General features: G+C 68.0%; 9 protein-coding genes and 1 pseudogene. 2 read left to right on the top strand and 8 right to left on the bottom strand.

Features of this window, described 5'->3' with window-relative positions:
- On the bottom strand, positions 1-1,343 hold a 1,343-nt coding region (locus C5E41_RS32245; protein WP_104379459.1), incomplete at its 3' end, for a family 1 glycosylhydrolase.
- 309 nt (positions 1,344-1,652) lie between these two features.
- On the opposite strand from C5E41_RS32245, the gene mug reads away from it, so the two are divergent.
- On the top strand, positions 1,653-2,216 hold the full coding sequence (mug, locus tag C5E41_RS32240) for a G/U mismatch-specific DNA glycosylase (RefSeq protein WP_104379461.1): 564 nt from the start codon (positions 1,653-1,655) through the stop codon (positions 2,214-2,216).
- Between the two features lie 56 nt (positions 2,217-2,272).
- Here mug and C5E41_RS32235 read toward each other — a convergent pair whose 3' ends face one another.
- From C5E41_RS32235 to C5E41_RS32220, 4 genes and pseudogenes are all read right to left on the bottom strand, one after another.
- On the bottom strand, positions 2,273-3,502 hold the full coding sequence (locus tag C5E41_RS32235; protein ID WP_104379458.1) for a vWA domain-containing protein: 1,230 nt from the start codon (positions 3,500-3,502) through the stop codon (positions 2,273-2,275).
- On the bottom strand, positions 3,499-4,740 hold the full coding sequence (locus C5E41_RS32230) for an AAA family ATPase (protein WP_219823307.1): 1,242 nt from the start codon (positions 4,738-4,740) through the stop codon (positions 3,499-3,501). Before C5E41_RS32230 ends, C5E41_RS32235 begins: the two co-directional genes overlap by 4 nt.
- 41 nt (positions 4,741-4,781) lie before the next feature.
- A complete protein-coding gene (locus tag C5E41_RS32225; protein WP_258081405.1) occupies positions 4,782-6,170 on the bottom strand; it encodes a hypothetical protein in 1,389 nt (462 codons plus the stop codon).
- Positions 6,171-6,247: 77 nt separating this feature from the next.
- Positions 6,248-6,397, bottom strand: a pseudogene (locus C5E41_RS32220) (GtrA family protein); the annotation flags it as partial.
- Between the two features lie 141 nt (positions 6,398-6,538).
- Between C5E41_RS32220 and C5E41_RS32215 the strand changes: the two are divergent.
- Complete coding sequence (locus C5E41_RS32215) at positions 6,539-7,855, top strand: MATE family efflux transporter (RefSeq protein WP_104379456.1); 1,317 nt, start codon at positions 6,539-6,541, stop codon at positions 7,853-7,855.
- Here C5E41_RS32215 and C5E41_RS32210 read toward each other — a convergent pair.
- The 3 genes from C5E41_RS32210 to C5E41_RS32200 all read right to left on the bottom strand — a co-directional run bounded on the left by C5E41_RS32210 (position 7,842) and on the right by C5E41_RS32200 (position 10,392).
- The gene (locus C5E41_RS32210; RefSeq protein ID WP_146097776.1) at positions 7,842-8,252 is read right to left on the bottom strand and encodes a hypothetical protein; all 411 of its coding nucleotides are present in this window, start codon (positions 8,250-8,252) and stop codon (positions 7,842-7,844) included. The two genes, C5E41_RS32215 and C5E41_RS32210, sit on opposite strands and share 14 nt — an antisense overlap.
- Positions 8,253-8,545: 293 nt before the next feature.
- Positions 8,546-9,571, bottom strand: coding sequence for an LLM class flavin-dependent oxidoreductase (locus tag C5E41_RS32205; protein WP_104379454.1), 1,026 nt, complete (start codon positions 9,569-9,571; stop codon positions 8,546-8,548).
- The gene (locus tag C5E41_RS32200) at positions 9,568-10,392 is read right to left on the bottom strand and encodes a DUF1684 domain-containing protein (protein ID WP_104379453.1); all 825 of its coding nucleotides are present in this window, start codon (positions 10,390-10,392) and stop codon (positions 9,568-9,570) included. The genes C5E41_RS32205 and C5E41_RS32200 overlap by 4 nt, the downstream gene beginning before the upstream one ends.
- Positions 10,393-10,741 lie beyond the last annotated feature (349 nt).

The following is a 10,741-nucleotide window of genomic DNA, read 5'->3' as shown; positions in this document are numbered from 1 at the left end:
GCATCTACTATGCGCTGCAACACTATTCGCGCCGTTTCCCGGGCAAGCCGCTGTATATCGTCGAGAACGGCATGCCCACCGAGAACGGCCTGCCCCGCGGCGACGATCTGCTGGTAGGTGCCGACGGCGTCGGTGGGGCGGCGGGTGAGCGACGGGTCGGTGCGGACGTCGACGGTGTACAGGCCGAAACGCGGTGTGTAACTGCCCCATTCGTAGTTGTCGGTGAGGCTCCAGTAGTTGTAACCCATCACGTTCATACCGTCGGCCTTGGCACGTTGCAGCCAGTAGACCGTGTCGCGGAGGTGGTCGCTGCGGGTGTAGCCGTCGCCGCGGGGCAGGCCGTTCTCGGTGGGCATGCCGTTCTCGACGATATACAGCGGCTTGCCCGGGAAACGGCGCGAATAGTGTTGCAGCGCATAGTAGATGCCCTCGGTGCGCAGCGGCATCTCCCAGATGCGCGGGCCGGGCAGGGTCGGCATCGCAGAACCGGTGGCCCGTCCGATCGCGCTGTACAGCGACTGCGCCGGGTCGAACCCGAAGTAGTAGTCGACGCCCACGTAGTCGAGCCGGGCGCCGATCCGGTCGATCAATTCGCCGTTGACCTGATCCTCCGCACCCGCGACATATCCGACGTTGGCGGTGACCTGAGCTCCGGGCTGCTTCTGATGGATGTAGTCATAGCTGGCGTTGTGCACGTCGACGAGCCCGGTCAGCATGGCGCCGGCATCGGCGCCGGCCTCACGTACCTCGTTCTGGATGTATGCGACAGGCTCGTTCACGGTGACCCACAACGGGTTCCGCGAGGAGTAGCGATCGACGACGGCGCGCATGTTGGCCAGCCAGTCCCCCGCCATGCCCGGATTGCGCCAGCCGCCCTGGTCCGCCTCCCAGCCCGGATACACCCAGTGGTCGAGGGTGATCATCGGCCGCATCCCAGCGCGCACGATGCTGTCGACGACCGAATCGTAGAAGCGAAAAGCGTTGTCGTCCCATTTCCCGGGCGCGGGCTGCAGCCGCGCCCACTCGATCCCGACCCGGAACACCCGCATGCCCATATCGGCGGCCAGGCGGATGTCGGAGTCGTAGCGATCGACGAAGTCGACCGAATCCTGCAGTGGTTCGTAGCCGGGGTTGCGAGCGATATAGCGAGTCCAGTTGCTGTCCGGCGCATGTCCTTCGGACTGGAAACCGGAACTCGCCACGCCCCAGAGGAAATTGGAGTCGAGCGACGACAGCGCCGCCGCCCGCATCGGTGGGCCGGCTAGGGCCGGAGTGCCGCTCAGCAACACCGAAGCAACAGCGACGAACACGGCCGAGACATTGCACAGAAACCGGGATCGCATCAAGCCAGGGTAACGAATACACCTCGCCCGCGCTGGTGATCGGTCACCACTATGTCACCGTCACAATGGGTTCCGCCTGCGCACCAGCGATCCGCGAGCATCGCAGCGGCTCGCGGGTCGCACCGCCCTGGGCGACGGTCAGCCACCCGGCTCCGGCCTGGTCAGATCGTTTTCTCTCGCAGTCGGTCCTCCTCATTGACGCGCACGCCGTGCGGCACCGAATGGCGGCTGCCCTCGGCACATGCGGGCATCCGCACAGCCGGCGACCACCGTGTGCGGGCGCCGCGCCCGTTCCGGCAGACTGGGCGGATGGCACATTCCGCCGGGTACCGCCCCACGCCGGCGGACCTCGCCGCCGCGAAGGACCGGACCATTCCCGATCTGGTGGCACCCGGCCTGCGGGTGCTGTTCTGCGGTATCAATCCGGGACTGTGGTCCGGCGCGACCGGCCACCATTTCGCCCGCCCCGGAAACCGCTTCTGGCCCGCGCTGTTCCGGTCCGGCTTCACACCACGCCTGTTCCGCCCCGATGAGCAGAAAGAACTGCTCGCGCTCGGGCTGGGCATCACCAATGTCGCCGCACGAACGACGGCGAAGGCCGACGAGCTCACAGCGGAGGAACTGCGCGAGGGCGGTCGCGCGCTCGCCGAGCGAGTCCAGCACTACCGCCCACGTGTCCTGGCGGTCCTCGGCCTGGGCGCCTACCGCACCGCATTCGGCCGACCGCGAACCACCGTCGGCCGCCAACCCGAAACCCTCGGCACCACCGAAATCTGGGTGCTGCCCAACCCGAGCGGCCTCAACGCCCACTACACCCTCGACGCCCTGGTAGCCGAATTCCGCACACTGCGAGAAGCGACGGAAACCGGCTGACGTCGGGATGTCGCTGCCACCGCGGTTGAACACGGCGACACCGGCGAATGCCGCTGTCACCCGATTCGAACGACTCGTGCCCAGTCGGGCGGCGGCGCCGGAACGTAATCCGGATCGGCTTCACTCCACGACCGCTGCCGTTCCAGCAAACCCACGACCGTCCGGCACGCGGGCCGGGCCGACGGCCACGGTGTGTGACCGTCGGTCAGGACCACGATCACGTCCGGACGGGCTTGCGCGCGTAACGCTTCGGCGAAACCCTCGCGCAGATCCGTGCCGCCGCCACCCACCAGTTCGATGCCGTCCGCTCGGCACAAGGGCTGCGCGATCCGAGCCGCGGCGTCGCAGGACAGGACCCGGACGAGATCGCGGCGACCGCCCACGGCACGGAAGATCGCCAGCGTTTCCAGCAGGGCGCTGCCCAGTTCCGCGTCGCTGACCGACCCCGAGGTGTCGATCACCACGCTGACCCGCGGCGGGGTGTGCCGCAGACTCGGCAAAACCACGCCGGGCACTGCGGTTGATCGCCGAGCCGGCCGGCCATAGGTGTAGTCGTCGCCGGCACCGGACGCGGAGACCGCGGAGCGGATGGCGCCGCGCAGCATGTCGCGCCACGGCTGCGGTGGATGCAACGCCTCCTCCGCCCAGCGCCGCCACCCGCGGGGCGCGTTACCCGGATGACCGTCGATGCCCTGGGCCACGCGGAACCGGACCGCCTCGCGTTCCTGATCGCTGAGACCGTTCGCACCGTCCGGCCCGTACTCCCATTCGCGGTCCAGTCCGTCAGCACCGCTGCCACAATCCAGCCAGGCCATATCCTGGGTACGTGGCCCCAAGCGGAATTGACGCAGATAGTCCTCCATGAGTTCACCGCTGCGCAGTCCCAGACTTGCCGGTACGACAGCACCTTCGGGCTCGACCAATCCGTCACCGAACGCATCGTCGTTGATCTCGGCGTCCGCGGCGATATTCATTCGGAGCCGTTGCGCCGGACCGGTCAGATCGTGCTCACGAGCGAATCGGTCACTGCGCCCGTGATGGTCGCGCAGCAGATGCGAAACCTCGTGTACCAGAATCGAAGCCAGCTCCTCCACGGCCGTGCGGCCGACGAACACCGGCGATACGTAGCACCGCCAGTACCGGTCCACACCCATCGTCGGCACCGCGCGTGACTCGACGATGCGCAACGCGTACAGAGCGGTGGCCAGATAGGGCCGGGCCCGCGCGGCCAGCAGACGGGCGGCGCCGAGCTTCTCGAACTCCACGACCGTGGCCCCCGCGGTCATCGTCTCGCCTGCGCGGCAACGCGTTCCGCGGCGCGGTCCGCCTGTCGGGACACCGACACCATTCCGGCGAGGTGCTCGATCGATGCCGGGACCTCCCACTGCTCGCGGCGCAGTGTGGCAAGGGTGGTTGCGGGAACGACCACCAGATCCGGCGCTCCGGTCTCGACGGCCTTCGCCAACAGCGCCCAGGCCGCGTCCCAGCGCGACTTCTCCGGCTGCCGGCGGACCGCCGCCACCACGGCGTCCAGTACCGCTTGGCGCAGATCGCCGCGTTCCGGCAGGTCAGCGGCTTCCGGACAGGCGAGCAGCTGCTCCGGGTCGGGAAGTTCCATCCGGTCGATGCTGGTCAGCAGCTCGAATCCGGGGCCGTCACCGACGGTCCCCCGGACCAGCATGGAGACCACATCCCGGCCGACACCGGCCGCGGTCGCGAAGGCGATCAGTCGCAGTGTCATATCCCAGCTGCGCGGCGACGGCCAGGCGCCGCCCCGTCGTGCTTCACCACTGGGCATGCGATGCACCAACGCGGGCCGGGCCGCGAGCAGCCCGCACACCGCACGTCGCGCGAAAGCCACTGCCTCCGTGAACTTTTCGGGATCGAGCGTGGGCAGATTCGCGCGCGGCCAGACTCCGCCCAAGCCGCGCACCACGACATCGGGGTCGTGCGTCCAGGTGAGGTGGACGAATCGGTTGGCCAGCGGCGGGCTCAATTCCCAGCCATCCGCGGCCGAGGAGCGCGGGTTGGCGGCAGCGACAATACGGACACCGGCCGGCAGCCGCAACGCACCGATCCGGCGTTCCAGGACGAGCCGCAACAGCGCCGCTTGCACCGCGGGCGGAGCGGTCGACAATTCGTCCAGGAAGAGCAACCCCCGACCGGCGCGCACGAGCCGAACCGCCCAATCCGGCGGCGCCAGCGGCACACCGTGTGCCGCGGGATCCTCTCCCACGACGGGCAGGCCCGAAAAATCGGACGGCTCGTGCACACTCGCGATCACGGTGGTCAGCGGAAGGTCCAAGGTTTCGGCGAGTTGGGTCAGGGCCGCGGTCTTCCCGATTCCCGGTTCGCCCCACAGGAGCACCGGAAGATCGGCGGCCACGGCCACAGTCAGGGCCTCCAGTTGGATGTCGGAGCGCGGCTCGGTGGTCGCCTCGTTCAGCAGGGTCAGCAGTTCACCGGCGGCGTCGAGCCGGGCGGAGCCGGCTCGCGCCATGGTCGGAACAGGTGTGGTCATCATGAATCACCCTCGGGTTTCGGAAGAATCGGGCAAATGCGCGGTCAGCGCGACATCGCGTGGCGGGGATGGGTGCGGTGTGAGTCCGTGCGCCGTTTCGCAGGCGGGAAGGAATCAGAGGAATCGGACAGCTCGGTGCGGAATTGCCGGTAGGTGTTTTCCCGCTGGGCGGCCGCCGCCAGTTCGTCTCGCAACGCTCCCGCACGCAACCGCGCCTCGGGTCCGAGCAGGTTCTCGACGACGGCCAACGCACCGGCGATATCTCCGTGACGCAACCGTTCCCGAACGCCGGCAAGGCAATCCGGTCGGCGGTACGCCAGATCGATCGCTCGCAGACAGGGCAGCGGTGTGCCGGACAGTGCGACGAGCAGTTCCTCGCGCCGTATCTCGGCGGGGCTGTGATCGAGCGCGGTCAGCTCGCCATCCACCAGTGCGATGCGGTGCTGCTCTCCCCGGCACTGCACCAGATATGGATGACCGTGCCGTTCTGCCTCGAATGACGTTGAGGCCGAGGAGAACTCCGGCCCAAGCGCCGAAGCGATCAGCGGATGCAGGCGATCGGCTGTGATCGCACCGGCGCGCAGCAATGCCAGATCGGGAAGCACCCAGGTCGCCGCGTACGGCAGGACCGGAAACGCGGGCACCGTGCCCCGCGAATATCCCTGCGCGACCCGCAGCGCGGGAGGATCCCCTTCGTACTCGAGGATCACCCGATGTCGCGCGCCGAATCGCACCAGCACTGGTCCGCGCCGACATCCGTCGGCGCGCAGCAGTAACTCCGCCTCGGCTGCCCACCGATCGACAGCACTTCCAGGCGGGACATGCTCCGCGACCCCGCTCTCCGTCCAGCTGACGCCGGCTGTTCGCCCTGTCCCGCACCGTGTTCCGAGTTCGTCGGTTCGGCGCGCGTCCCAGAAGTGACGGTGCAGGTCGAATCGGAAACGGCGGTTGGGTCGGGGATGCGGATGCGAGCCGATACCGCGGTCCGGACAGGATTCGTCCCACAACGCCAGGCTCATGCGTTGTCCGGAGTCCGCCCAGGCCGGCGGGGTGCGGACGACGAGATGCACGAAACTGGCTCTACGACATCGTTTTCTGTGCTCTCCGGTGTCGTATCGAGCCAGAGTTGTCGTGAGGCCGGGCCGTAACAAGCCATCGGAAGCGACCCTCGGCATATGCCAGCGCAGTAGATCCGGCGCCAGATGCCGCAGGTCGCCCAGCACGCGGGCGGCGAGTTCGCTGCCGTGGGTACGTGCCAGTGCGCGTGGATCGACATCGACATCGACCCCCGCCGCGGCACACGCTCCGGCCCAGTCCCCGGCACGGCGCCGGGTCGTCGCGGTCTCGATCATGGAGGGCGGTACGGCGAACTCGCGTATCCGCAGCAACAAGGGAATTCGGGAATCGTTCCCGTTCGCGATCACAGGGTGCATCAGCACTCACCTGGCGTGAACGAGACCCCCAATCCTGTTTCGAAATGAGTCATCATCGTCGTCGATGATACCGCCTCTCAGAACACGAAGCCACGCAGTGCCAGGAAACGCATACCGGTGACGGCGAGGACGGCGCTGGCCTGTGCGAGGCCGCCTTCCGACTGCGCGGTGAACCAGCCGACGCGTCCGGCCGCTCGGAAGGTGAGCTGCCGGTGCATTTCGTCTGCTCATGGGAAGACTGTCTTCCACACCGCTGTCACCGGACTGACGCCGCGCTGACACGGTGCTTAACTCGGGTAACTCTGCGCAGGTTGAATTCGGCCACACCACCGGAAAGCTCTGTGCGGTAGAGCTATTAGAGTCTCTCCATGGAGCGGCACGCGCGCGTTGCGCGACTCGGTCAGGTGGCCGAACTGGCAGGGCCCGTCGTTCTGACTTCCGCGACGACCCTGGTGCTGGGCGTGACCGATACCGCGCTCCTGGGCCACCATTCGATCGAAGCGCTCGGCGTCGCCGCATCGGTGCTGCCGATATGGATTTTCTGTACCGCGCTGGTGGTGCCCTGGGGATCGGCGACACAGATACTCGTCGCCCGCCGGCACGGCGGCGGTGACACCGATGCGATCCGGATCGTGACCTCGACCGGGTTTTCCGGCGCCGCCGCGATCGGCGTGGCGGTCGCGATGGCCGCGGCCACAGCCGCGCCGGTGATCGTGGCGGTGACCGCGCCCGCGGGCCTGGATCGCCGCGAAGCGACGGTTATGTTGTGGATTCTGTTGTGCGGGTTGCCGTTCACGGCCGTCACCGCCCATGTGCGTGGTGTGCTCGCCGGAATCGGTGATACGAGAAGCAGCGCCCGGGCCGCGATGGCGGTGGCCGTGCTGAATGTGACGGTGTCGGCGACCCTGATCTTCGCCGCGGGCTGGGGACCGGCGGGTTCCGCGATCGGTTCCACCATCGCCGTCGCGGCGGGCGCAGTCGCCCTGATCCCGCGCGTTCGCCGGGCCACCGGGCTCGCGGCCGTCTGGGCCCGGGCAGATCGCACGGTGTGGCACGCGGTGACGGCGCTCGCCGTGCCGGATGTCGTATTCGGAGTAATCAGCTACGGCGGCGATGCCGTGATCGCGGCGGTGGTGGCCGAAGCGGGGACGGTGAGCCTGGCGGCGCACCGGGCGATGAGCCTGGCGATCTCGATGGTGTGGCTGCTCGTGTTCGGAATCGGAGTGGCGACAGCGGTTTTGGCGGGACAGTCGATCGGCGCCGGTGACGATCGTGGGCGCCACGCCGTCGTGCGAGCCGGCGCGGTACTGATGGTCGGTGCCTCGGGTGCGGTCGCGCTGCTTCTCACCGCGCTGTCGCCGGTGTTGTTCCGGCTCGTCACCGGCGACGCCGCGGTGAGTGCGAGCGCTCGCGGGGTGGTGTGGTCGTTGCCGATATCGGCGCCGATCATGTCGATCGGCATGGTCTACGCCGCCCAGCTACGCGCGGCAGGGAACACGAAAGCGGTGATGTCCGCGTCCGCGTTCTCGGTCGTCTGCGTCACCCTGCCCGCCGTGTGGATATCGGCCGCGGTGCTGCACTGGGGGCTCACCGGTGTCTACGTCGGGATCGTGGCCGGCTGGATCGCTCGCGCCGCGGCTACATACCAGCGATGGCGCACACGAGCCGGCACTACCCCAGCTTGAAGACATTGGCCTTTCCGGAGACCACGGTGTCCTGCGGATCCACCAATGCCACCCGGACCTGCACCGTCTGGCCCTGCTGCAATTGCGCGGGTGCCCCGTCGGGCCCGGTCAGCACGACAACGGTGCTCTGCGCTTGCCCATTGCACGTGACCTGCGGTTGCGTACCCGTTGCGGACGGTGCGTCGGCGTTGGGATCACCCACCATGACCTTGACGGCGGACGCACCGGAGTTGGCATCACAGGTGTAGTCGACCCCCACGTTCGCGGGTCCCACACCCGAAATGTCGATGGTATTGGCGGCGAGCGCCGGGGCGGCCATCGATACAGCGGCCACCCCCATCGCTGCCAGGGCACTGACGAAAAGTGCTGAGCTTCGGTAGTTCCGGCCGGTCATCATCGATCTCGTCCTCCTGGCTTGTCGTACGCACGGTGATACCGAATCGTTGGAACGCCGGTGTCGGACCTCTCGCAGGTCAGCGGATGCCATGACAGGCCCGCACGTACCCGCCGACACCAGTATCGAGCCGTGGTGTGGATACCCGGAACCGCAGGTTCAAACTCGCCACCCGATCGTTGCGGTGCACCCCGCCGCGCTGTCCAGCGCGCCAGCGATTCGCACCCATGACAATCGGCGCCCGAGGCCCCGGTCCGGCCGCCGGCACGTCCCCGGACCCAGCGGCCGGGCGCAGTTCACCCGGCGAGCGCGGGTTTCCATCCCAGCTGCGGAGCGATCAGCTCCACCGTGTCGTGCAGGATCTGTTCGTAGTCCGCACGGTGGAACTCGTAGGGCAGTTCCAGCCGTAATTCGCTGGTCTGCGCGAGAACCGGATCGGCACCCAGCTGTTCGAGGATCTGCTCGGCGGTCCCGACGACATCAGGGGCGAACAGCACCCGCCGCTCGCCCTGCGGGCCGAGCGTGCGGTCGTGCCGGCTCGCGGCGTAGGCCCGGTACCGCTCCCGGGTCGCGCGATCGGCGCTGTCGAACGGGACGATCACCCGGCCGATCGCGACGCGCGCCGGTCGCGTGGAATCGATCCGCTCGCGGTAGTCGCTGATCAGTCCCAGCTGCGCGGTCGTGAAATCGTCACTGCGATCACCGAATACGATGTTTCCGCTCAGCAGATTGAGTCCGCTCTCCGCCGCCCAGCGCACCGACCGGGTGCTGCCACCGCCGTACCAGACTCGGTCGGCCAGGCCGGGGCTGTGCGGCTGCAGCCGTGGGCGCTGGGTGTTGCCGGGCGAGTGGATGACGGTGTCGGCATCGCCGAGATAGTGGCCGCGCAGATTCTCGATCAGCCGGGCCACCCGGCCGTAGGACAGATCGAAGCGGCGCCAGTCACCATCGAAGACCAGATCGCCGATCAGCTCGGCATGCGGCGGCGTCCCCGCGCTGAACCCCGGCTGCAAGCGGCCCTTGGACAACACGTCGGCCAGCGACAAGTCCTCGGCCAGCCGGAACGGACTCTCGTAACCGATCGGAATGACCGCCGCGCCCAATTCGACCCGATTCGTGCGCTGGGCGGCCGCGGCCAGGAAGACTGCCGCCGAACCGACACCGTGCTCGAGATGCCGCTGCCGGACCCACGCGCCGTCGAACCCGAGCCGCTCGCCGTATTCGAACAGCTGCAGCGCGTCCTCGAGGCCGGTGTACGGGTCGTCGTCGAGGTAATTGCCCGGGGTCAGAAACGCCAGCGAACTGATCCGCGGCGCGCTCATCCCTGACGCTCGTAGGGGATTTTCTCCCCCGCCTCGACCGCGATCGGCAGCCGGTTTTCCGCCGGCGGCAGCGGGCAGGTCGCCAGATCGGTGTACGCGCACGGCAGATTCACCGCACGGTTGAAGTCGAGCACGACCGTTCCGTCGGCATCCGGCGCCGGAACCTGCACCACCCGATTCGCCGCGTAGGTGGTCACTCCGGAGGTCGCGTCGGTGAACAACACCGACAGGTCGCCGGGCTTCTTGCCGGGAAAAGCGGTCAGGCGCAACGACTTACCGTCGATCTCGAATTCAATTCGTCCCGGCGCGTCGTAGACGTGCTCGAGCCCTTCCACGGCAGCACCGACCATCGTCGGACGCGGTTCCTCGAAGGCCACATAACGTCCGCTCACCACCCACTTCGGCTCCGGTACGAATGCCGGGGTGCCGCGAAAAGCGGTGCGTAGCGGGTTGTTCGGATGCCGTGGGCGCACGATATCGTGACCGCCCCGTTTGGCGACCTCGATCGCTGCGTCACCCCACACCGCGTTCACGCCACCGCGCTCGGGAATGATGCCGAAGCCGTAGCGGCCACGCACCGGCGCGTCGTCGACGACCAGCTCTTCCCCCTCGTCGAGCACGACCACCACGCCGTCGGCCCCGGTCGACCAGGCACCGGGCGCATCGTCGAAGCGCTGCGGGGTTTCGGTGAGCCAGCGCAGGCTCGTGATGGCGAGGAACCCGTGCCGATCGGACAGGTGCGCCTCCTGCCGCCGATGCCATTCCTGCCACTCGGTGGTGAAGGTGTCCGCGTCGGTGGGCGACGGTGCCTGTGTTGCCATGTCTCGATGTAACCGGACGCCTCGGCTCGGGAACAGACTTGCGCTCAGCCCGAACGCAATCCGTGTCTCGAATGATCGGCCGGACTTTTCGTGCAAACCTGCGCGCGATTGCGGGAAAACCCGCAAAGATCGGCGAGGCTTGCACGAAAAGTACACTCGCGGGTCCCGGGCACCGCCCGCTCTCACCGGTCACCTAGGCAACCGGCACGACCCTGTCCTCGCGGTCAAGTCCAAATGTGTGGTGTATGGGGGTGATTGCCGCGTGATCCTGTTGGGTCAGGCGGTCAGTGCTGGAGTGGTGGTGTCCTCCTGTTCGTCGGTAGGGTCGGTGAGGCCGCGGGAGCGGGCC

The organism is Nocardia nova (genome assembly GCF_002933465.1).
In the GTDB taxonomy this organism is placed as follows: domain Bacteria; phylum Actinomycetota; class Actinomycetes; order Mycobacteriales; family Mycobacteriaceae; genus Nocardia; species Nocardia nova_B.
Note: the sequence above shows the minus strand (reverse complement) of the source record. Positions and strands in the feature narration are given on the sequence as shown.

Excerpts from the sequence above, each read along its gene's own strand:
- C5E41_RS32225 (WP_258081405.1), bottom strand. The coding sequence starts at position 6,170 with ATGCACCCTGTGATCGCGAACGGGAACGATTCCCGAATTCCCTTGTTG.
- C5E41_RS32200 (WP_104379453.1), bottom strand. The coding sequence starts at position 10,392 with ATGGCAACACAGGCACCGTCGCCCACCGACGCGGACACCTTCACCACC.
- C5E41_RS32230 (WP_219823307.1), bottom strand. The coding sequence starts at position 4,740 with ATGATGACCACACCTGTTCCGACCATGGCGCGAGCCGGCTCCGCCCGG.
- C5E41_RS32235 (WP_104379458.1), bottom strand. The coding sequence starts at position 3,502 with ATGACCGCGGGGGCCACGGTCGTGGAGTTCGAGAAGCTCGGCGCCGCC.
- mug (WP_104379461.1), top strand. The coding sequence starts at position 1,653 with ATGGCACATTCCGCCGGGTACCGCCCCACGCCGGCGGACCTCGCCGCC.
- C5E41_RS32205 (WP_104379454.1), bottom strand. The coding sequence starts at position 9,571 with ATGAGCGCGCCGCGGATCAGTTCGCTGGCGTTTCTGACCCCGGGCAAT.
- C5E41_RS32215 (WP_104379456.1), top strand. The coding sequence starts at position 6,539 with ATGGAGCGGCACGCGCGCGTTGCGCGACTCGGTCAGGTGGCCGAACTG.
- C5E41_RS32210 (WP_146097776.1), bottom strand. The coding sequence starts at position 8,252 with ATGATGACCGGCCGGAACTACCGAAGCTCAGCACTTTTCGTCAGTGCC.